20 protein-coding genes and 1 riboswitch are annotated in these 22,927 nt (G+C 47.8%); of the genes, 8 read left to right on the top strand and 12 right to left on the bottom strand.

Annotated features, from left to right (window positions below):
- The first annotated feature begins 213 nt into the window (after window positions 1-213).
- Window positions 214-1,305: a hypothetical protein gene (locus tag C1T21_RS00330; protein WP_103046745.1), complete on the top strand. Its 1,092-nt coding sequence runs from the start codon at window positions 214-216 to the stop codon at window positions 1,303-1,305.
- A 307-nt stretch (window positions 1,306-1,612) separates the two neighbouring features.
- Here C1T21_RS00330 and C1T21_RS00325 read toward each other — a convergent pair whose 3' ends face one another.
- The 6 genes from C1T21_RS00325 to C1T21_RS00300 all read right to left on the bottom strand — a co-directional run bounded on the left by C1T21_RS00325 (window position 1,613) and on the right by C1T21_RS00300 (window position 9,115).
- A complete protein-coding gene (locus C1T21_RS00325) occupies window positions 1,613-2,401 on the bottom strand; it encodes an SDR family oxidoreductase (RefSeq protein WP_103046744.1) in 789 nt (262 codons plus the stop codon).
- A gap of 18 nt (window positions 2,402-2,419) precedes the next feature.
- Complete coding sequence (locus C1T21_RS00320; RefSeq protein WP_103046743.1) at window positions 2,420-3,577, bottom strand: SMP-30/gluconolactonase/LRE family protein; 1,158 nt, start codon at window positions 3,575-3,577, stop codon at window positions 2,420-2,422.
- A gap of 31 nt (window positions 3,578-3,608) precedes the next feature.
- Entirely contained in the window at window positions 3,609-4,622 is a 1,014-nt protein-coding gene (locus C1T21_RS00315; protein ID WP_103046742.1) for a zinc-dependent alcohol dehydrogenase family protein, read from the bottom strand.
- Window positions 4,623-5,021: 399 nt separating this feature from the next.
- On the bottom strand, window positions 5,022-6,083 hold the full coding sequence (locus C1T21_RS00310; RefSeq protein WP_103046741.1) for an EAL domain-containing protein: 1,062 nt from the start codon (window positions 6,081-6,083) through the stop codon (window positions 5,022-5,024).
- A 274-nt stretch (window positions 6,084-6,357) separates the two neighbouring features.
- Window positions 6,358-8,460 (bottom strand): bifunctional 2',3'-cyclic-nucleotide 2'-phosphodiesterase/3'-nucleotidase, encoded by a 2,103-nt coding sequence (locus C1T21_RS00305; RefSeq protein ID WP_103046740.1) that lies wholly within the window; start codon window positions 8,458-8,460, stop codon window positions 6,358-6,360.
- A 220-nt stretch (window positions 8,461-8,680) separates the two neighbouring features.
- Entirely contained in the window at window positions 8,681-9,115 is a 435-nt protein-coding gene (locus tag C1T21_RS00300; protein WP_061831133.1) for a pyridoxamine 5'-phosphate oxidase family protein, read from the bottom strand.
- Window positions 9,116-9,385: 270 nt separating this feature from the next.
- Window positions 9,386-9,495, top strand: a riboswitch (TPP riboswitch).
- Between the two features lie 192 nt (window positions 9,496-9,687).
- Here C1T21_RS00300 and C1T21_RS00295 point away from each other — a divergent pair.
- On the top strand, window positions 9,688-10,731 hold the full coding sequence (locus C1T21_RS00295; protein WP_103046739.1) for an ABC transporter substrate-binding protein: 1,044 nt from the start codon (window positions 9,688-9,690) through the stop codon (window positions 10,729-10,731).
- Window positions 10,732-10,738: 7 nt separating this feature from the next.
- Here C1T21_RS00295 and C1T21_RS26975 read toward each other — a convergent pair whose 3' ends face one another.
- Window positions 10,739-10,921, bottom strand: coding sequence for a hypothetical protein (locus C1T21_RS26975; protein ID WP_146032458.1), 183 nt, complete (start codon window positions 10,919-10,921; stop codon window positions 10,739-10,741).
- A 302-nt stretch (window positions 10,922-11,223) separates the two neighbouring features.
- Between C1T21_RS26975 and C1T21_RS00290 the strand changes: the two genes are divergently transcribed.
- From C1T21_RS00290 to C1T21_RS00275, 4 genes are read left to right on the top strand one after another with little or no spacing between them, the layout of a single operon-like run.
- A complete protein-coding gene (locus tag C1T21_RS00290) occupies window positions 11,224-11,517 on the top strand; it encodes an MTH1187 family thiamine-binding protein (protein ID WP_016818835.1) in 294 nt (97 codons plus the stop codon).
- Window positions 11,514-12,290 (top strand): ABC transporter permease, encoded by a 777-nt coding sequence (locus tag C1T21_RS00285; RefSeq protein ID WP_103046738.1) that lies wholly within the window; start codon window positions 11,514-11,516, stop codon window positions 12,288-12,290. The genes C1T21_RS00290 and C1T21_RS00285 overlap by 4 nt, the downstream gene beginning before the upstream one ends.
- Before the next feature lie 44 nt (window positions 12,291-12,334).
- On the top strand, window positions 12,335-13,285 hold the full coding sequence (locus C1T21_RS00280) for an ABC transporter ATP-binding protein (protein WP_103046737.1): 951 nt from the start codon (window positions 12,335-12,337) through the stop codon (window positions 13,283-13,285).
- Entirely contained in the window at window positions 13,278-14,150 is an 873-nt protein-coding gene (locus C1T21_RS00275; RefSeq protein WP_103046736.1) for a TatD family hydrolase, read from the top strand. The genes C1T21_RS00280 and C1T21_RS00275 overlap by 8 nt, the downstream gene beginning before the upstream one ends.
- Before the next feature lie 143 nt (window positions 14,151-14,293).
- On the opposite strand, the gene nfsA is transcribed toward C1T21_RS00275, so the two are convergent.
- From nfsA to C1T21_RS00250, 5 genes are all read right to left on the bottom strand, one after another.
- A complete protein-coding gene (nfsA, locus tag C1T21_RS00270) occupies window positions 14,294-15,037 on the bottom strand; it encodes an oxygen-insensitive NADPH nitroreductase (protein WP_103046735.1) in 744 nt (247 codons plus the stop codon).
- A gap of 287 nt (window positions 15,038-15,324) precedes the next feature.
- The gene (locus C1T21_RS00265; RefSeq protein WP_103046734.1) at window positions 15,325-17,781 is read right to left on the bottom strand and encodes a heavy metal translocating P-type ATPase; all 2,457 of its coding nucleotides are present in this window, start codon (window positions 17,779-17,781) and stop codon (window positions 15,325-15,327) included.
- 115 nt (window positions 17,782-17,896) lie between these two features.
- Window positions 17,897-18,097 (bottom strand): copper ion binding protein, encoded by a 201-nt coding sequence (locus C1T21_RS00260; protein WP_013308457.1) that lies wholly within the window; start codon window positions 18,095-18,097, stop codon window positions 17,897-17,899.
- 55 nt (window positions 18,098-18,152) lie between these two features.
- A complete protein-coding gene (locus C1T21_RS00255) occupies window positions 18,153-18,503 on the bottom strand; it encodes a metal-sensitive transcriptional regulator (RefSeq protein WP_103046733.1) in 351 nt (116 codons plus the stop codon).
- A gap of 116 nt (window positions 18,504-18,619) precedes the next feature.
- Entirely contained in the window at window positions 18,620-19,849 is a 1,230-nt protein-coding gene (locus tag C1T21_RS00250; protein ID WP_103046732.1) for a multidrug effflux MFS transporter, read from the bottom strand.
- A 201-nt stretch (window positions 19,850-20,050) separates the two neighbouring features.
- On the opposite strand from C1T21_RS00250, the gene C1T21_RS00245 reads away from it, so the two are divergent.
- Window positions 20,051-20,644, top strand: coding sequence for a DUF5317 domain-containing protein (locus tag C1T21_RS00245; RefSeq protein ID WP_103046731.1), 594 nt, complete (start codon window positions 20,051-20,053; stop codon window positions 20,642-20,644).
- A 282-nt stretch (window positions 20,645-20,926) separates the two neighbouring features.
- Window positions 20,927-22,777, top strand: coding sequence for a bifunctional diguanylate cyclase/phosphohydrolase (locus C1T21_RS00240; RefSeq protein ID WP_103046730.1), 1,851 nt, complete (start codon window positions 20,927-20,929; stop codon window positions 22,775-22,777).
- Window positions 22,778-22,927 lie beyond the last annotated feature (150 nt).

Raw genomic sequence — 22,927 nt, 5'->3', positions numbered from 1 at the left:
TACCTGTCTGCGAATCGTTGGTGTGGGGGAACAAGAGTCTTGTAAGCTTGCTTCGACGCAATAGTAGAGCCTCTATAACCTACGGAGATTTATTTTAAAAAAATATTTTGCAAAACAGGTTGTAAAAGTGGACCTGGCGTTACCTATATTTATGAACGGCCCATATACATGTACTCAAAGCGGTGCCACTTTTGAATAAAAGGAGGAATTGACATGAACCATCGACCCAAGGAGCCAAAGGATCTGATTGTGGAAACTGCTGTGATCCCGCCCAATATCCATGTGGACGTGGAGTCAGCCACTGAGGGGGGAACACGCCGCCTGATGCTTAGCGATAACCCGGAGACGCTTACCCACGTGACGGTACCTACCAAGCAAGCCACCCTGTGGCATGACGTGGTTCGCACCACAACGCGAACAGTCAAACATCGCATTTTCGGCTGGCATTATAACAAAATCGGCAACGCTGTTAAACTGGGCATCACCGTAGAGAACAGAAGCGCCGCTAAACTAGAAGTACGACATATTGAACGTGCCCTTAAGATTGTGCCTGAAGACGGCAACTGGATTATAGATGTCGGGCAGTCTATTGCCAAAAGCTGTTTGGCGGGTACGATGGAACGTCTGAAGCCAGCAGACCGTCATAAATTCGGCAAAAGCACCGCTCTGCTGGAGGAATTTGAGCTGCCCGAAGGATCGCTGGCCGGATTCATCTATGACCTCACAGTAGAATTTGCTGAAGGCCACGGTACGCTGGATTATGTGATTCGCACCGTGATCAGCAAGGATACGCAGACCAATCTGCGCCAGATTCATATGGATGCGCTTCCTCCCGTACCTCCACCACAGGCGCATCCACGAGGAGTGTGGTCCTTTTCCGAAACGAATGCGCGGATGCCAGAGTACGTGGTGGGGCAGAGCGCCAACTATCGGGCGTGTGCCACCAAAAAGCTGAACGGCGAGACTCCTGCCGATCTGCTATTTACCGGGGCACGCAGCGAGCTGGGGCCTGCGCTAGATAATCGCGGACAATTCGGAACCATATACAACGCGACCATTCCCATCATTAATGACAGTGACGAGGTACGTATCGTACGAATCTACGCCAATCCACGTGGGGGCGCGTTCGCCGGGTCTGTACGCGTAGATGATCGTGTATATGGTATTCCTCTGCTACGAGATAATACCAAGGTATGCCGATTGGCTGATATCAGCGTCCCTCCCGGCAGATCCAGCTATGATCTGAGCTTCATGGTCGCCGGCAGTGCAACTACGCCGCTAGGTCTGTACGTCATTACACTATAGCTATGCTCACGATGACTGGATAAGCGAACGTGGAGCCAAAATTTTCACAGGATATGGTCTGCTCTATAGTAAATGGAGCTGTCCCAAAGCTGGTTTTAAATTTTATTGGACAGTCACGCTTCGTCATTAGTATAAAAAAGCGCGAGCGCAAGGGTTATTCCCCCCTGTAGCTCGCGCTTTTTAGTTCATGCTCACCCATTTGAGCAGGTTATGGTCAAGCGAAGGCACGTAGTCCCCTTCGCCGCCATACCCGGCATCGTCGATGACCATACCCGGTTATCCGGCTTGTGTCAGAATAAATATTGCTCTATTTGAACCGCTGGACCTGCCTCGAAGGCATAATGGTCAACTCTGGAATATTGACATGCTCCGGCTGCTCTAGTGCATAAAGGGCAGCTTCTGCAACATCATCGGGATGCAGCGGCAAAACGCTCGAAGCAAACGCCCGAATTTCCTGCTCGGGATATCCGGCCACCTGCGAAAATTCCGTCGCCACCGCCCCGGGATGAATTGCAGTTACACGAATTCCTTGCGTACTGGTCTCCAAACGCAATGCAGAGGCTATGGCACTAACGCCGTACTTGGTAGCGCTGTATAGTCCTCCTCCGGCAACCACTTCCTTCGCTGCAATAGAGGAGACAATGACAACATCCCCCTTGGCCTGTTCCCTCATTGGCTGAAGTCCGTACTTCAGTGTCAGGACAAGACCGTGCACATTCGTCTTGTAAAGCTCCTCCCACCTTTCCAGTTCCACTTCTGCCAGTGGGCTTCGATACCCGAAGCCGGCATTGGCAACGATAATGTCAAGCCGTCCCCAGCGTTCAAGAATGGCGTGGACCGCCTGCTGTACGTCTTCAGCTTTTTGGATATCGGCAGGTATTGCCATGACCTCGTACAATTCCTCTTGGTGCAAGTCGCGAACCAATTCATCCAATCGCTCCTGACGGCGTGCCAATACAGCTACATACGCGCCTCGCTTTGCCAGTTTTTTTGCAATCGATGCCCCAATGCCGCTGCTTGCACCTGTTACCAAAGCTACTTTCCCGGCCAGGCTTTCTTTCGCTTTCCAGGATAAATTCAACTCATCCAATATCATGTTAAACCCTCCCCAAGCTTATTTGGTTAGAAGCACGCGATGAACACCCTGACTGCCTCCAGGAGCTGTACCTATATATAAATATCCGTCATGGTTTACAGCCGTGGTTACCCCATAAAGCGAGCCTTCAGGATCATGCCAGCTTCCGATGAGTTTACCCTGCGGATTAAGCTCCACAGCAAGCCCATGCTTCACAGGTGCGCTTGCACCGCTGAGCAGCGATTGAGGCAATTTGGCCATCATTCCAGCCAGCCACGGGCTTCCATGCATCTGATCTACAAAGGGAATACGTGTCGTGAAGAGACCGACCCAGAAATGGCCTTGATCATCACGCGTAATGTTATCCGGAAAACCGGCGAGATTATCCACAAAAATATCCGAAGTCCCCTTCTTCGGCCCTTTGAGCCAGTATCGGGTCAATTGGTAGTGATACGACTCTGCCACAAGCACAAAATCTTCGTCCGCAGACAAGGCAACCCCGTTCGCAAAATAAAGGCCTTCCAACAGAACTGTCGTCTGCTTGGTCGCCGGATCATATTTCAGCAAACGTCCATGTGGCTTGTTCTCGGCGATTTCTTTAAAGACTACACTGCCATAATTGGAGGTGTCAGAAAAATAAATGGTACCATCTTTGGCAATATCCAGCTCGTTGGCCAAATAGATCGGTGTGCCGTCCACTTGATTGGCCAACACCGTCACGTTTCCGGAAGGATCTACCGACAGTAGCCCCTTCTTAACATCCGTAACGATCAGATTTCCACTTACGTCAAACATAAGTCCATTGGGCGTTCCTTTGGTATCTGCATATAGCTGGGCCTTTTGCGGATTGCCCTTAGTATCAAAGGCAACCTTATAAATTTCCCCGTCGGAGTCTCCCGTATATAAATTCCCTTCCTTGTCAAAGGTGATAAATTCCGGAAACTTAGGGGCATCTGTAACAAGCTCTGCGGAGCTGAGTTTGTTGTTTTGTTGCCATGGACCCGCTTGTTCAAAAGAGGGAGCCGAAGGTGCAAGCCATTTTGCAGGCTGCACAGGGGAAGGGATGAGCATAAAAATAGCCACTCCCAGAAGGATTACCGCCAGCAGCGATAAACCGGTTCTGCGTACCCATTTACGCGGTTTCTTATTCTTTCTTCCTTGAGAATCTTTGACAGATAAATCAGGTTTACTGGGCATTAGAGTGCCTCCTATGTGATGTGAATAATATTTATAATTGAACGACGATTTTACCGAAATACTGTTTTCCTTCAGCCAAAAGTGCGAAGGCTTCGCCGATTCGGCTGAGCGGGAATACTCGGTCAATGACAGGATGTAAACGATGGTGGGAAATGGCACGATTCATGTTTTCGAAATGTTCCCGGTTACCGACTTGGCTGCCGCGAATCGTCGCAGCCTTCTGCAAAATGCTGGTGACATCGAACTCAGGAATAGTCAAGCCCGATAAGAATCCGACCATGCTCACAGTCCCTCCGGTACGAAGTGCATTGATGGATTGCGCCATTGTTGCCGCTCCCCCTACATCCAGGACATGGTCAACTCCGCCGCCTGTCAGCTCCAGAGCCACCTTATCCCACTCGGGAACTTCCGAATAGTTGATTGTCTGCCATGCGCCGAGATCCTTTGCTCGTTCGAGCTTGTCATTGCTGCTCGATGTGATAATTACCCTTGCTCCCGCCATCAGAGAGAATTGAAGCCCAAAGATGGAAACACCGCCTGTTCCTTGCAAGAGCACCGTATCCCCCGCTCGCAGCCCGCCGGATTCCATCAGCATGCTCCATGCGGTTAATGCCGCAATCGGCAAGGTGGAAGCCTCCTCCCAAGAAAGGTGATCCGGAATGGCGACGACCCCTTCTTCGTGCAGAACGATATATTCAGCCGCCACTCCACTGAGCGGGCCTCCCAGGCTGTCCTTTAAGACCTCCGCTCTCGTGCTCCCGCCAATGAATTTCTGTTGTAAATTTGCCGCTACCCTTTGTCCAACCTGAAATTTTGTCACCCCTTCGCCCACAGCTACAATTTCACCCGCTCCATCGGATAACGGAATGAAGGGAAATTGAATGCCGATCGGCATTACTCCGTTAATAATTACCAAATCCCGGTAATTCAGGGACGCTGCCCTTATGCGGATCAGAACTTCCAGCCGTCCCGGCACCGGTATGTCAAGTTCCGTCAAGGTTAACTCTTCAAAGCCAAAACCGTTTTTCAGTTGCACTGCTTTCATTTTGGTTGTCCTCCCTGTAATGTTAAACTTTTTACCTAGTATGGATACGATGTATCATGAAAGAAACACTGTTTCTTATACAATACACTGTATCCAATTGTCTTCAAGACGTCAATCTTTACTTTAAAAATAAAACGGCCGTAAACTGCTTCTGGGCTTTTAACGTTCCTTACCAAGTAAAATTGGAGACTGGGTGGCTTCAATTGTCCAGAACTTGCTCAGGTGGGCAAGCATGACCAAAAAAACGCGAGTTGCAGGGGTGAAATAACCTCTGCAACTCGCGTTTTTTTACATTAATGGTGATAAAAGCACTGTCCATTAGAATTGGAATTTGCTTATGCCACAGCCTTATTTAAGCTCCAATTTTTATAAACTACGTCTACTTAAATTTGTTCCTGACTATATTACGCTTCTAAGCATAAAATTGGAGGGCGGACCGGGCTCCGGCTTGCCAAACAAATAACCCTGAGCCAGTGATACACCTGCTTCACGGCAAAATTCAAAATCCTCCATCTGCTCTACGCCTTCAGCCAACACTTGGCCTCCAAAACGAAAAGCCGATTCTACAATCCCTGTAATTTGCCGCTTCTGATCACTGTTACTATAACAGCCGTCAATTATACTGCGGTCAATTTTAACATAATCCGGCTGAAGGCAATTCATAAGCTCTGTCGTAGAATAACCTGCCCCCACATCGTCCAGGGCTACCGAAACTCCTCGATTGCGATATTGATCAAAGATATGATGCAAAAAATTAAGGTCGTCTATCTCTTCCGTTTCTACGACCTCAAATACAAAATCCTTCGTATTCATGGATAACCGATCAATCGTCTCAAAGGTGTGATTCAAGCAATAAGCCGGATTATAAATGGTGGAAGGGAGAAAGTTAATAAAACGTTTAATCCCCGCTGGAAGGCATGTTGCACTTTTTTCAATAGCGGAAATACGAGCCGAGCGATCCAGATGAGCATGCAAACCAGCTTCACGGGCGATTTCGAACAGTCGGAAAGGCTGAAAAGGTCTCTCTGCATGTGACGGACGCAGTAAAAATTCAAACCCGATAATATCCAGCTTATGGTCAACAATAGGCTGCATATGGCTGGAAAAACTTTGATCCTTAATGATACTCACGATATCCGGATGTTGCAGTCTGGCTTGCAATTGACTAAATAAAAGCCACTCCTCATATCCTTCGACATGATGCAGGCCGGTCACCACAACTTGCATATGGTTCAAGTATTCCTGCGGCAGACGAGCCAGTCCGTTAACGAGCTGTTCCAGCTCTGAACGGCTGTCATAGCGAAACTCTATGCTGTCCTCACGCCCATGTTCCTGCTTCATTTGTTCCGATAGCATACCCAAACCATCTAATGCTGGAGTAAGCGACACCCTGGAATGCCTAATTCTGAGCAATCCTTGATCCTTAATAGGTAATATGATGCTGCAATTGCTGCATGTCATAATGGTCCTCCTCGGAACAATTTTCCGGTTTTTTCACCATTATATCACAAATAACTAGAACAAAAGTACTATATAACTACGTGTTTTTACAAAATACTAGCTTATTCTTAATGATAACTTAGGACTTAAGTATATATTCGACAAAAATCAGAAAACTTTTTGCAATCATGATAAATTCGGGGCTGTTATTTTTGCATCAAAAAAAGCAGCAAATCTCTTGGTTAAAGAGACTTGCTGCTTCATTCTGATATTGATTGAAAACTAAAGTTCGAAGTTATTTGGACGCCTTTGGCTTCGTTGTTTTAGCTGGTTTAACAGTCGCGGGTTTGGTCGTTTTAACAGCTGGCTTTGCTGTTGCTTTCGCGGGAGCCACAGCTTCCTTTACAGGAGTCGTTGCTGCACTAGGCTTAGCGCCAGCTTTTAAGCTGTATTTGGCAAAGCCGTCTGCCGCGCTGCTCAAGTATGAAATTTGTTGATTTCCTGCCAGCACGTCTTTGGCATCAGGAGAGGACTCGAAAGTAACCTTTGCCTGACCAAAAGGAGCAATAGACCAATTGCCATCCGCCGATGGATTAATCGTTCCGTTCGTACGGATGTAGTCAATAATGACCTGGCGACTTTCATCCGGTGCTGCCATCACAATTCGTTTGCCATCTGGGTTGGCCAGTTTGGATGAGGAAGCACGATAGTTATTGGTGGCTACGATAAATTTCTGCGCAGGATCAATAGCCTTCCCATTGTATTGCAGATCCTTGATACGATGAGCTGAAGAATCAATAATAGTTCCCTTGGCATCATATCGTGCAGGCTGAGTTACATCAATCTGGTAATTCACACCGTCAATGACATCAAAATTATAGGTTGGGAAATCTTTGTTGATCAGCGATTGCTCCTCAGTTTGCTTTGGATCAATGCGGTTGAACTGACCTGCAGACCACTCCAGCCATTCCTGAATTTCAGCACCGGTAACTTCTACAGCATGAACCGTGTTCGGGTACACATACAGGTCGGACACGTTTTTAATCGCTACCGTACCTTCAGGAATATTGGTGTAATACTCGGCTCCATTTCGACCGCCGGCCTTGAATGGAGCGCCTGCCGACAATACGGGGTGATTTTCGTATTCAGTTCCTTTAAGATGGTTTTGAACATACCATTTCTGTGCATTCGTCACAATTTGAATGGAAGGGTCGTCCTGCACTAATGCAAAATAGCTGGTAATCGGTGCAGTCGTTGTTCCAACAGGTTGGCGAACATAATCCAGCGTTCCTTGATGCTCTTCCTTGATCGAATCTGTCAGTTTGTAGTCAGGAGTAAACTGCACAGCCTGGTTTGTAGTACTCACAACCGGACGCACTTGAGACTGAGAGTTGATTACGTTCCACTCACGGTTTTTCTTTTCCAGGCTCAGATCAATAATCCCCAGATCCTTGCCCCATGAAGAAGCTTCCACGGCCGGTACGCCATTAATGGTTCCCTTATCCAGATCTACACCCTTCTTATCTTTAAAATCAGGGCCAGGGAAAGATTTATGAGCATGCCCAAACAGAATAGCGTTAATTCCGTCCACCTGGCTCAAATATTTAACGGCATTCTCCATCATTGGCGTTTGTGGCACGTCCTCATAACCTGTATGCGCAAGCACGACAATAATGTCGGCACCTTCCGTTTTCATTTGAGGAATAAACTTTTTCGCCGTTTCCACAATATCCTTCGTAACGACTTTATCCTTCAAATTGGCTTCATCCCACTGCATAATTTGAGGTGTTACCAGACCGATTACACCCACTCTGAGCGCATGCTCTTCACCTTTCTCATCCGTTACTGTTTTATCAAGAATTCGATAAGGGGTAAAATAATTTTTAGTAGCTTGCCCCCCCTTATCAACATAAACATTCGCATTTACGTAAGGGAAATCGGCTCCCTTGAGCGATTTTTCCAGAAAATCGAGACCATAGTTGAATTCGTGGTTACCCACTGTCGCCGCATCATAGCCCATCAAGTTCATCATCTTGTAGACTGGATGGACACCGCCTTCTTTTTCATAGGTTTTGTTTCTGGCCATATAATCGCCTAATGGATTGCCCTGTAACAAATCACCGTTATCGAACAGCATGCTGTTTCTTGTTTCACTGCGCGCCTGTTGGATCAAACCAGCTGTGCTAATCAAGCCATATTCGTTGGTTTCTTTGTCTGAATAGTAATCATAGTTCATCAGCGACGCATGAATATCCGTTGTTTCCATGATCCGCAAATTCACCGTAGCGCTATCGCGAGAATCGCTAGCTGCCCAGGATGGAGCGGCCGAAAACACCAGCATGCTACAAGCTACAACGGCTGCTGTAAACCCTTTAAACCAATTTTTACGAAATAACAAAATATACCCCTCCTCATTAAGGTGTATGACTCATATACATACTTTTGCACATATATGTAAGCCTTGAACCCACCATTTCTATTTTAATCCAACGCCAGACAAAAGAGTAGTCATTTACTTAAATTATTTATGAAAAAATAATTAATTTTCTCAAAAATAAAAAACCAGCAAACCTCCTAAAAAACTCGGAGATTCACTGGTTTATCCATTTATATTCTCATTATTTATTCCACACTTGACGCTCAGTTTGCTGACCCACATACTCAATGCGAGTCGGATTCACGTCCAGAATGACATAATCGGGATCATCCGGTCCAGAAAACCATTCCTTCAAGGAATCGTTCCACACTTGTTTGCGCAGCCCCTCATCAGCTGTAATCTGGACAGTAGCCTCCACTTCTACGACTTCCTTCGTACCGCCAACTTCATAACCCAGCAGCAGATAAGCATTCGGATTGTCCTTTAGCTCATCCACTTTATGCGTTTTGCGATCTGTCGCCAGATGAATGTTCATTCCATCGTTAAAAAGGGCCATATAGCGTACTTTCGGTTTGCCACCCTCTACCGTACCTAACGAGCAAAATTTGTTGTTATCCAAAGCCTTCACAATGGCTTGTTCTAGTTGGCTACGATCCAATGTTTCCGTTTTACCCACAGTACAACAACTCCTTTTCACGAATTAGAATCCTCTACGGCCATGCCATTGGGCACCAGCCCATCTGAATATACCTACGCAGCTGTTCTGAAAATAACATGACCCGATCGAATCGGATTGATTCATGCTCATTTTCAGATCAAAGCTCACAGTAAAAGTGTACCCTGTCGTTCGGCAAATGAACCGTCATCTCTTCCTCCATGCTGGACAGACCCGCATTCAAGGCATATAATCGTCGTAGTAAACCCGAATAAATGAACCCATTAAACCATACAATGCCAGGGGTGCTGGAATCGGCCGGCTGAGAGTGTGTCCCAAGACACTGACCCTTACAACCTGATCTGGGTAATGCCAGCGTAGGAATGCTTAAGCAAGATGTGCCTTTCTTACATAGGACCATCCCTTACTTTGGTATATACAAGCGCAAGCGTCCCGGAACCTCGGGGCGCTTTTTTTGTTGAAGATTAAGTTGTTGGAAAGATCGCGTCCGGCAGATGTTATTTTTATGAAAATGGGGAACTTAAGCTGTCTGATTGGACGGATAACGGGTAATTAAAGGAGAGAACACAACGATGAAGCGCATGAAAATGTTAAGCCTGGGACTGATCAGTCTGTGGCTCATGGCCCTGACCCTGACCGCTTGCGGTGGAAGTCCCTCCACATCCCAAAAAGCGGCTCCCGCTACCGACACTGAAACGTCTACTCCGGCAAAGGAGCTCAAAGATGTTAAAGTCGTGCTCGACTGGACACCCAATACGAATCATACGGGACTCTATGTTGCCAAGGACAAAGGATTTTACGAAAAGGCGGGTTTGAATGTCCAAATTATTCAACCTGGTTCAGGCGGAGCTGATCAAATGGTTGCCTCTAATGCTGCACCTTTTGGTATCAGCTATCAAGAAGGCGTCACACAGGCTCGTACGCAAGGCGTGCCGCTTGTATCCATCGCTGCGGTGATTCAGCATAATACCTCAGGCTTCGCAGCCCCGGTAGATCGTGGAATTAAGAGCCCAAAAGATTTTGAAGGTAAAAAATACGGCGGTTGGGGCTCTCCCGTAGAAGAAGCGGTCATGAAATCCATCATGGATTCAGACAAAGGCGATGTGAGCAAAGTGAAGATCGTCAACATGGGCAATGCAGACTATTTTACAGCCGTGAAGCGGGATATCGACTTTGCCTGGATTTTCTACGCATGGACTGGAATCGAGGCCCAGCTTCGAGGTGAGCCATTGGATATGCTGTATGTAAAAGATTATTCCAAAAGCCTCGATTACTATACACCTGTAATTGTGAGCAATGAACAGACGATAAAAAATGATCCCGAGCTGGTCAAAGCGTTCATGGATGCTACCGCACAAGGCTATGAATACACTATCGCCCATCCGGAAGAAGCCGCGGACATTTTAAGCAAAGCTGTACCGGAACTGGATAAAAAACTGGTGCTCGCCAGCCAAAAATGGCTAAGCCCACGTTATCAGGACGATGCCGCGCAATGGGGCGTGCAAAAAGCGGAGGTATGGCAAAACTATTCGGACTGGATGTACGAACGCAAGCTGCTCAGCAAGCCTTTGGAAGTAGATAAAGCCTTCACAAACGACTTCTTGCCCAAGCGCTGATCATTTGTTAAAACGTTAAATAAGACTGAACTAGAGAAGTGAACGAAGCGCCACTACGCAGTCGGATGGTGCTTCCCATCGCTGTTGTACCCAGATTTCTTTTATGAATATCCAGAGGTTGAAATCTGGGTACAAAGGCGAACGCTAACACTTGTACAGCACCATTCCGCCCACTTCGTTCTCGTTCCACTTGGTTATTCTTTAGTCATAGTTATCTAAAGCGCAAAAACAGATGCGCTTGTGTGTAAAAATACCGTACAACCTAGCTTTAAAAATAAGGTGCTTTTAAGGCGGTTGGCAGCGGAGCGGTTCATTTGAATCTGGAGAAGCGCAGCGTTCGCCTTTGCCGTGGGATTCTTACCTTTGAAATTCATTCAAAGAATCCCACGGCAACAGCGATCGTAAGATCAAATGAAACGCGAAGCGGTCTCCCCGCCTTAAACCACCCTATTTTCTCAAAACAACTCCACAATAAAGGACAGGTGAATTTCCATGGCTAACACACTGCTCAGTATTCAAGTAATCCCTAAAACTCCTAATAACGAGGACTCTTACCCGTATGTAGATAAGGCGATTGAGGTCATTCAGCGCTCCGGCGTCAAACATCAGGTGAATCCATTGGATACGACCATGGAGGGCGAGCTCGACGAGTTGCTGAAAGTGGTTAAAGAAATGCACGAGGCTTTGACGGAAGCGGGTAGTCCCAGCGTCATTTCACAGATCAAAATCGCACATAACCCACAGGGCATCAGCATGAACAAGCTGACTGAGAAATATCGCCCATGAATCCGAAAGGCAAGAACGCATCCTGGTGGAAAAGCGTATGGCCGCCCCTTGTGGCGGTCCTCTTCTTTTTAGCGGCCTGGCAGGGGGCAGTTTCCTATTTGCATGTTGAATCCTGGCTATTGCCTGCTCCATCCCTCATCGTACAAGAGGGCATGGCCCAGACGGCGCTGCTTGGTGCCCATACATGGGCTACAATTCGTCTGACACTTGCGGGATTCGCTATAGGGACAGCAACGGGACTGTTGATCGCCATCGTTCTTCATACTATCCCTTTTCTCAAGTCAGCTCTGTATCCGCTGCTTATCCTTAGCCAAAACATTCCGATCATCGCCCTGGGTCCGTTGCTCATGGTGTGGTTTGGTTTTGGTGTGCTGCCCAAGCTCATGGTTATTACTTTAGTATGCTTTTTTCCCGTGGCTGTAGCGGCCATGGACGGGCTGACTCGAACAGACCGTACGATGATGAACTATATGCGGATGTCGGGTGCAAGCCGCATGGCTATTTTTATGAAGCTGGAGCTGCCACATTCCCTGCCGCAAGTCTTTTCTGGCGTTAAAATTGCTGCTACCTATAGTGTGATGGGCGCGATCATTGCCGAATGGATCGGAGCTAGTGAAGGAATTGGATATTATATGCTGCTGCAAAAATCGGCCTATCGCACGGACCTCATTTTTGCTGCCATCGGCATTATTGTTGCACTCAGCTTACTCATGTTTGTGGTTATTTTACTACTGGAGAAATGGTTGGTTCGCTGGAAACCCGATCGAGAGTAGCTTCCTCCTTGAATTAAATACAGCAAAGAAAGGACGTGGCGCGTATGAGTCTGCATCCGATTGACTTATCATCACACAACGTGGCTAATGAACTACGAGCCGGGGAACAGCAGAGTCCTTCAACTGCTCCTCCTGCTTTGGAATTGGACGAGATCAGCCTCGCCTTCCGCGAAAAGCGAAGCTTACTGCCCGTACTGCAGGATGTATCCCTCACAGTCAAGCCAGGAGAATTCGTTTCCCTCATCGGTCCGTCAGGCAGTGGCAAAAGCACGCTGTTTCACATCATCGGCGGGCTACTCAAACCCCAGCAGGGACGTATCCGTATGCACGGACGGGACATGACTGGTGAGCGTGGGCATATCAGCTATATGCCGCAGCAGCCCGCCCTTTTCCCGTGGCGTACCACGCTGGACAACGTACTGCTTGGGCAGGAAAATGCTCCATGTAAAAATACAGCAGTACCCCCTCAGTACGCCAGTGAACGTGAGCGTCGTAAAGAAGCCTTGCAATGGCTCGAGCAGGTTGGACTAGGCAAATTCGCCAAGGCGTACCCACATACGCTGTCTGGTGGAATGCAACAGCGCGCAGCCTTTCTTCGCGCACTACTCAGCCCGCAGGAATTAATGCTGCTGGATGAGCCGTTCAGCGCACTCGATGCGCTGACACGTGCAGACATGCAGCAATGGTTATTACGGATGTGGGAAAAGAACCGCCGCTCTGTGCTGTTTATTACCCACAGCATTGAAGAAGCGTTGCTACTCTCCGACCGCATCTATGTGCTGTCAGCGCGACCTGCTTCGGTGGTGCATGTCGTAGATGTCCCTTTTCCCCGCCCGCGTAGGGAAGAAATCACCCTCGATCCGCTCTTTATTGAATGGAAGCGGACCATGACCAGCTGGATGCGCGAGGAAAAGTACAAACTGGACGGCGACATGGACAATGCTCAGAGCGTCCACAATAATATCCCGGAAGATGGATTGAATCGACATGAGTGACGTAAAAGTTCGATGTGCATTGAAATGGAACAGCCAAACAAAGCCAGGCTTGGATTTGACCGCAATTGAACCCGCTCCATTGATCGACGCGCACATTCATGTAGACAGCTACCCGCCCGAACAACAGGAGTTATTGCTCGCTTCACTTGCCGACAGCAGCGTCCAAGCCGTGATAGCCGTGTCGATGCATCTGGACTCCATCCGAGCCAATCTACGGTTAGCCGAGCGTTACCCCGGGCTGGTACGACCAGCCTTTGGCTTTCATCCCGAACAGGCTCTCCCACCACAAGCTGAGCTTGACCTCTTATTTGACTGGATGGACAAACATGTACAGCAGATGGTCGCCGTGGGTGAAGTCGGCTTGCCCTATTACAATCGGCTGGAAGCCTCACAGAGCGGTTCACCTTTTGACCTCGCTCCCTACATAGCGCTGCTGGAGCGTTTTATCCAGTTTGCAAGCAAGCATAACAAGCCCATTGTCCTGCACGCCGTTTATGAGGACGCAGACATCGCCTGTGACCTTCTGGAACGTCACAGCGTCACGCAGGCGCATTTTCACTGGTTTAAAGGCTCTGCCGCCACGACCGAACGAATGGCCCGGAACGGCTATTATGTCTCCTTCACCCCGGATCTCCTGTACGAAGAAGAGATCCGCAGTTTGGCAAGACAGTATCCGTCTGATCAGATCATGGCAGAGACAGACGGCCCCTGGCCGTTCGAGGGACCTTTTACTGGACAAGAGACACATCCACGGATGACTGCCGACGTCATTCGCGCGTATAGCAGGCTGACAAATCAAGATGAATCTGCCGTACGTCAATTATTTTATGAAAATACGAGACGCTTCTACTCACTATCTGATTGATAAAAGCATATCAGCTATTTACTGAAAGGTTTACAACCACAACTTGTAACCAAAGCAAAGAACCTCCTTATTTACGTGGGACTCCATCCTACGTAAAAAGGAGATTCTTGTATTTTGCAGGTTTTTTTGTGGCTACTCAGCTTTTATTGCTTCAAGAAACCCTTCTGTTCCAAAAATGGCTTCAACTGCAAACGTGCTGGCTCGGTCAATCTTGCGGCCATTTGCTCAGACCATGGCGTAGAGCGTTGACCGCCCGTACGTTCCTTTAAATATTCGGCTGATGTATGATCGTATGCCTCTACAGCTTTCATCGTCTGATTTTTGTCGTAGCCGTTCATATGCAAAACACCGGACAGCGGAAGACGTGGACGCAAGCCCGTTTCCTGATCCGGTACACCAATACACATACCGAACACTGGATACACCAGTTCTGGCAACCCTAACAACTCAGACACCTCTGCTATTTTAGTACGAATGCCGCCAATGTAGACGATGCCCAGGCCCAGTGATTCAGCGGCTACCGCTGCATTTTGTGCAGCTAACGCGGCATCAATGGTCGCAACCGTATAATTTTCGACGGACCCTTCATAGGAAGGCTGACCTGGCTGATGGTGGAGCGTTACCTGCTTCAAACGATACAGGTCTGCACACCATACCAGAAACGCGGGGCATTGCTCAACGTAAGCCTGCCCTCCTGCCAACTCGGCCAGTTTTGTTTTTAAAGAAGGCTCGGTAACGGCAATAACGGTATATGCCTGCACATTGCTGGACGAGGATGCCATTTGGCCAGCTGCCACAATAGCTGCGAGCTGCTCGTCGGTAACGGCGTCTGACTTGAATTTTCGCACAGACCGGTGATTCATCAACAAGGAAATCGTATCATTCATGACTGCTTCACTCTCCTAATCCATAATATAAGCTCTTTATCTACTTCAAGCTGTGAGTATACGAAGAAGTTCTTGCATGCTTGCATGGCACTCCTACAAATATTATGAAACTTTCGCGAATGATAAGCAACCTGACGTGATGAAAGTTAACAGTATGGTTAAAAAAAACAAACACAACAAAAAGCAAGCACGCAGAAAACCAATTGTGCGTACTTGCTCTATACTCTGATAATAACTTTATCTCGAAACAGCAGTCCGACAGCACGCTATCCTGCTAATACATCCATTTACAGCTTCACCCGTTGGAGACGCAGTGCATTCAGCACAACCGAAACAGAGCTAAATGCCATGGCTGCTCCCGCCAACCATGGAGCAAGGAAGCCCAATGCGGCAATCGGAATACCGATCACGTTATAACCGAGCGCCCAAAACAGATTTTGCCGTATGTTTGTCATGGTCCGGCGGCTCATTTCGATCGCATCAGGAATGCTGTTCAGGTTGCCGCGCATGAGGGTAATATCCGCCGCCTCCATGGCCACATCCGTTCCCGTGCCCATCGCCATCCCAATATTAGCAGTAGCCAGCGCAGGCGCATCGTTAATACCGTCCCCAACCATAGCTACGATCATGCCCTGCTCCTGAAGCCGTTTCACTTCTTCAGCCTTTCCTTCAGGCAGCACCTCCGCCAGCACTCGTTCAATTCCAGCCTCGGCGGCAACAGCCCGCGCAGTCCGTTCATTGTCACCTGTAATCATGATGACTTCAATGTTCATCGCCCGCAGACGGGCAACGGCCTCCCGTGACGTTTCTTTAATCGTGTCCGCCACGGCCACCAGTCCGGCATAGGAACCGTCCACAGCAACAAGCATCGCGGTTTTCCCTGCGCTTTCCAGCTCATTCATATGCTGCTCAGCTGAGTCATCTATCGCGATGCCTTCCCTGCTCATCAATCGGCGTGTACCCGCCAATACCTGCTTACCTTCCACATGCGCCTTCACACCATAACCCGGAATATTTTCAAAATCTGTCGGTCCTACCAGCTCAATTCCTCGATCTGCAATCCCCTTTACAATGGCTTCCGCCAGCGGGTGCTCCGAGCTTTTTTCTGCTGCACCGAGCAACCGCAGCAAATCGTTTTCAGCCAAGCCGCTTGCACCAACCATAACATCTGTCAGCTCTGGCTTGCCATTCGTAACTGTACCTGTTTTATCCAACACCACTGCGTTTACTGATCGGGTCATCTCCAAATGCTCGCCGCCCTTGAACAAAATACCGTATTCAGCGGCACGTCCCGAGCCTGCCATAATGGACGTTGGAGTAGCCAATCCGAGCGCACAAGGACAAGCAATGACGAGAACTGCAATCATTTTCTCCAGTGAGCCTGCAAAATCAGTCGGCGTCACAAGGAAAAACCAGACAATAAAGGCTAACACAGCAATAGCAACAACAATGGGGACAAAAATACCGGAAATCTGATCCGCAATCCGCTGAATCGGGGCCTTGGAGTTTTGCGCATCTTCCACGACCTTAATAATACGGGACAACGCTGTATCACCACCCACACGCTCGGCCTGAATACGTAATACCCCATTTTTATTGAGCGTCGCCCCTGTAACAGCGGAACCCGCTTCTTTTTCAACCGGAAGACTCTCTCCACTTAACATGGATTCGTCCACTGCCGAACGTCCGTCCACAACCACACCATCGACAGGAATTTTCTCGCCGGGTCGTACAATAAAGATATCCTTCACACGTACCTGTTCGATCGGTATATCAAGCTCTTGTCCATCACGCACTACGCGTGCCGTCGTCGCCTGTAGACTCATCAGGCTCTTGATCGCCTCGGACGAACGCCCTTTGGCTACCGCTTCGAACCATTTACCAACCAAAATAAGCGTAATTAGCACTGCGCTTGTCTCGTAATACAGCTCTGGCATGGTCATGACAGGCATGCCCGCCATCCCCTCCATGACATCAGACGGACGCAGCGTAAGGTACAAGCTGTAAAAATAAGCCGCAGACGTACCCAGTGCAACTAACACATCCATATTCGAGCTGCCATTACGAAGCGCTTTGTACGCGCCCACATAAAACTGCCAACCAATGACGAACTGAATTGGCGTTGTCAGCACTAGTTGGAACCATGGATTCAAGAACAGTTCCGGCACATAAATCCATGACGTAAAGGAAAAGTGAGCCACCATCGCCCACAACAACGGAAACGACAGCACTGCGGACACAATCCACTTCCATTTTTTACGATGGATATCCTTACTGCGCACATCCGCGATATTGTCCTCAGCGCTCTGCGGGATCGCTCCGTAGCCTAGCTGTTCAATCTTGCTCACCAGATCACCAACCGCAATACTCCCCGCGGCATATTCCACATGAGCTGTTTCCATCGCCAAATTTACCGTGGCACCTGTTACACCCGGCATCCGATTCAATCCCTTTTCAATCCGGGTTGCACAGGCCGCGCAAGTCATGCCCGTTACATTCAGATTGGCTTCTTCACTTACAGTTCCAAACCCAAGAGAAGCAATTTTATCGCGAAACTCAGGGATCTCCACCTGCTTGGGATCATAGGATATCGACGCCTGCTCCAAAGCCAAATTCACATTAGCCTGTGCCACACCATCTATTCGATTTAAACCTTTCTCAATACGGCTTGCGCAGGCGGCACAGGACATCCCTGTAATGTGAAGCGTTGTCTGCTTGCCACCGTCGGTCGCACGGTTTTCCATGGTATAACCCTCCTCCTATACCCCCACGGGGTATATCATATCCAAAAAGAAAAAGCTTCTAATATGGAAGCTTCTCCTTCGAAACAAATCTTTTCACACATAAAACATCTTCAGCTTAAACAACATCATAGCCTTGGTCTTCAATGGCTGTTTTCAGAGCTTCAACGTTCAGCTTGGACTCGTCATATTCTACATTCACTTGTTTCGTTTCGAGGCTGACCTTGCCGGTAGCGCCAACTTTCTCCAAAGCTCCTTCTACTGCCTTCACGCAATGATTGCAGCTCATGCCTTCTACGTTCAATGTAACTTGTGCCATTTTCTTTTCCTCCTCAGGGATACTTCCGTACCCATAATGTGTATGAATACTACTCTTAACGGATTAGCTTTTTGACCGTAACCAGCAGCTCGTCAATCACTTCCTGCTCTCCTGCCTGCATGCGCTCAATGACACAGCTTTTCATATGCCCTTCCAGCAGCAGCTTACCGACACCATTCAGTGCGGACTGGACAGCCGCAATCTGGTTCAGTACATCGTCACAGTAGGTATCCTTCTCAATCAAGCCCTTAATTCCGCGAACCTGACCTTCAATACGGTTCAACCGGGATACAAGGCTGTTCTTGAACTCTGCCGAATGATGACTTTTTCTAACTGTCTTTTCCCCGTCTGTTCCACAGTGATTCTCATGGATTTCAGTGTGGGAAACAGGTTGCTCCTCAGCCATACATCAGCCTCCTGTGTGGTGTATATATGCATTTATGCATTTGTTATACCCCTATCATAATATACCCCCATGGGGTATGTCAACATTCCAGAAAAATGTCACTTTTTCGCCCTACTTTAAACTTTTGAGCGTGCTTCCTTAGCAAATACGACAAAGCTTAATAGCGCACCAACCTCGGCTATAGCTATAACGACCGCCATCGGTACGGGGGTTGTTCCACTCCCCAAGCCTACTAGCGGTGAAGCGATGGAACCAAGCAATAGAGGCAACAAACCAAGCATGGCGGACGCACTGCCCGCGGAGCGCTGCTGACTCTGCATTGCCAATGAAGTCGTCGTTGTACTTACAATCCCTACACAGGAAACGACAAAAAACAGAGGAACTAAAACAGCAAACAATTGACCTCCGGTAAAGGCTACAGTAAGCAAGCTGATTCCGGCTACAGCCGCAATTACCAGACCCGACAAGAGTAACTGTCGTTCGCTGAAGCGACCCACGAGTCTACCCGTCAACTGCGAAAACAGTACAATCCCCAAACCATTCACTGCAAAAATGATGCTATACGTCTGAGGGGAAACCCCGAAAATATCCTGAAGCACGAATGGTGAGCCAGCGATATACGCGAACATCGCTCCTGTAATCAGCGCCTGTGAGAGGGCATAGCCCATAAAGCGTCGATCGGCAAACAGATGACCGAGTGTTCCTAGCGTCTGCTTCAAGCCACCGGACGAGCGGCGGTTAGTTGGCAACGTTTCTGGCAAACCCAATACGACGGCAATCAGCATAGCCACGCCGACTACACAAAGCACCATGAATACGCCACGCCAGGAAACAAAGTTTAAAATGACACCGCCCAGAACTGGTGCAGCAATGGGGGCCACGCCGTTTACCAGCATGAGCAGTGAGAAAAAGCGTGTCAACTCTTTGCCCGAGTAAAGATCACGGGCTACAGCTCTGGAAATCACGATCCCCGCCGACCCCGTAAGCCCTTGAATAAAGCGAAGCGCAATGAGCATACCGATATTCGGCGCAAACACGCATAACAGCGAAGCAGCAGCGTACAGAATGAGCGAGATCACCAGCGGTCCTCTGCGACCCCTTACGTCGCTAAGCGGACCAGCAACGATCTGGCCAACGGCCAGTCCCAACAGACAGGCGGTTAAACTCAGCTGCGCCAGTGAAGTGGTCGTATGTAAATTGTCGGCTAATGTAGGCAGCGACGGCAAATACATATCTATGGACAACGGCCCGAAAGCACTTAATGCACCCAGGACAAAGGCGATCCATAATATTCGCGATTTGGTCATATCTGCGGCAACCATAACAGTATTGGATAACCGGTTCATAATAATAATCATCCTTTTCACAAAAATATAAATAATTACTTCAATACACCATGATATCACTCATTTCGTCTGGCTTCGAATAATTACACGCTAATCCGCATTTTTTTTTCAAAACTGCTATATATCAGGCAGGAATTTACCAATTTCAGGTCGAATTATACGGTAACCAAAACAAAAATTTGTGGAATCTGGAGAATGATAATGGTCTATGATGGAGTGCTACTGGGTCTCATTGTAGGTCTGTTCAGAGGAGGCTGGCGGCAAGGTCTGATCCGTTTCAGTCAAATTCGCCTTATAGCCGGCTGGATGTTCCCTGTGCTGCTGCTGGTACAATTCATTATTTTTTATGCCCAGGAAAAGTGGGCTTGGCTGGCAGCCATTAACGGGTATCTATTTATGGGAGTCTACGTGGTTGGATTGATATTTCTCTGGTTGAACAGACATCATAAGGGATTCAAGCTTATTATAATCGGCGTATTGATGAATTTTATCGTTATGGCGGTGAATGGCGGCAGGATGCCGGTCTCGTTGAGCGCTTCGGAGGTGCTGGGTCCCTATTATACAGATATGCTTAAATCCGGAAGTGTCATCTCGAAACATTACATGATGGATGCGAGCACGCGTCTATCATTGCTTGGTGACATTATTCCTCTCTCCAAACCCTATCCCCGCACGCAGGTAATTAGTATTGGAGATGTTGTCATGAACTTCGGGATGTTCCTGTTTATCCAAAGCATTATGGTCGTGAAGAGAACTAAGGATAAGCAGCAAGAAACCAATCCCCGCCACGCCTAGTGCACACCTTATTCCAAGGAAGGGAGGGAACCCTATGAAAAACTTGAAATACTCCCGTGTGATTATCAATGCTATTATCGTGGCTTCTGTCATAATTGCTTTGACTTCCGGTTACAAAATCGGGGGCTAGTCACCGATAAGAAAAAAAGGAAGCACAGGCTCAACAAAACAGGCTGGATTCCGGCCTGTTTTTTCATGTGAAATTTTCGATTACAAAATTGTAAATTATCCCATTCACCCCTGGTAGCTTTGACATCAAGATACGACAAGGCAGGAGAAGAAATGATGAGTATAATAAAAAAGCTGCAAGAACGGGTTACCGCGACGGGAATATACGTGTTTTCCATATGTATGGTAGGCGTGATCGTCCTCTTGTATACGAACCAATGGTCCTTTTTGCACTATACGACAACAGAGTGGGTCACGATCTATTCCCTACTGGGAGCCGTTCTGATTCTGGAGCATTTTACATTCCAGCTACCACCGGCCAGTAACAAGCAGTCCATGGATTCCTCCGTGTATCTGGCTTGTATTTTTGTGCATGGCACCGAAATTGCCATCCTGATTTTGCTGTTAAATGTAATCATCGCTATGTTCCGGCACACAGAGTTGTCCTGGTGGAAACATACCGTCAATTTTTCCATTTACGCACTGTCCATTTTCCTGTCTTCAGCAGTATTTGAACTAAGCGGCGGAACGCAGGGAGCTTTAAACCAAGATCATTTTGTTTCCTACCTGCTGGCGTTGATCTGCTACTTTGCGGTGAACACAATTACACTGGGTATCTACTTTTATATCGCATACAAAGGGTCCTTCAATGAGCTTAAACAGGCTTTTTTGGCTGAATCCCTGCTCGTATACTTATGTACACTCATTCTGTCTTTGGTATTGACTACACTGATTTATAACAACGGCATTTTAGGACTTTTGCTGTTCCTTGGGCTAAGCATGCTCCTGTCTCACGCATTCAAGCAAATGTTCACGCTGTATCGGGAAATCGAAGAAAAAGCGAACATGGATCGCAGAACAGGGCTATACAATCACAGCTACTTTGAAAATACACTTGAAGCTGAATTAAATATATCCAGATCCGAGAATACTCCTCTCAGTCTGGCGCTGATTGATATAGATGATTTCAAAAAATACAATGATCATTTCGGTCATCTCAAAGGCGATCAGCTACTGGGATTTCTCGGTGAGTTTCTTAAAAAGGAAACCTCCGGCACCCACATCACCGTATCCCGCTATGGTGGAGAAGAATTCACCCTGCTGATGCCCGGTCATACCGCTGAACAAGCATATGAAACAGTCAATGCTATTCGAAAAAGATTAAATGATTCTCGTTATGAGGGTGTTGAAATTTTTCCACACGGCTGTCTGTCCTTCTCCGCAGGCATTGCACAAAGCCGCATTGACATCTACGACAAATCACAACTGGTTGATCTGGCGGATAAAGCCCTGTACTACGCCAAGAAACAGGGAAAAAACATCGTTCATACGCACGGAAGTTTAAATGAAGTGGAGCGCGAGGTCGATCTGGGGCAGGATATTCGGGATCTTGAGCAGCAGCTTAATTTGTTCTTGTACAAGGATATTAACACTTTCAAGCATTCCAAACGGGTATTCAGATATGCAGCAGACATGAGCGATGTGCTTCAACTCGGACCAGAGGATAAGCGGCGTTTCATACTAGGTGCCCTCATTCATGACATTGGTAAACTGGAGATTCCCTGGAATATTCTCAATAAAAAAGAGAAGCTGTCTGGTGAGGAATGGCAGATGGTGCAAGCGCATGTCATGTGGGGCAAACGAATTGTCGAAGCCAACGAACGATTCATAGATTTGGTTCCTTTTGTGGAGCTACATCATGAACGTTATGACGGAGGAGGTTATCCGTTTGGCTTTAAGGGCGAGCAAATTCCACGTTTATGTCGGATGCTGACGATCATCGACTCTTTTGATGCGATGACAACCGAGCGCCCCTATCAACCCACCAAAACGTTCGAGGAGGCCATTGAAGAACTACGTGCTTGCTCGGGTAGCCAATTCGATCCCAAACTAACGGCTACTTTTATCCATTATATTCAACATAAGCAACCTGCTTTCACGGATTTCATGGAAACAGGGCACTAATTCCTTCATTGGCTCTTCCTCTTTGCCCCTAGCGTGGTTGAAATCGTCCTGAATTCAACCACGCTAGGGGTTTTCATATGATTGGCATTTTGTATAATGCTTATTATTTCAAATTTCATATAAATGTCATAATTCACTTCATCTATTCAC

Source organism: Paenibacillus sp. F4 (genome assembly GCF_002894905.1).
Lineage (GTDB): Bacteria > Bacillota > Bacilli > Paenibacillales > Paenibacillaceae > Paenibacillus > Paenibacillus polymyxa_B.
Note: the sequence above shows the minus strand (reverse complement) of the source record. Positions and strands in the feature narration are given on the sequence as shown.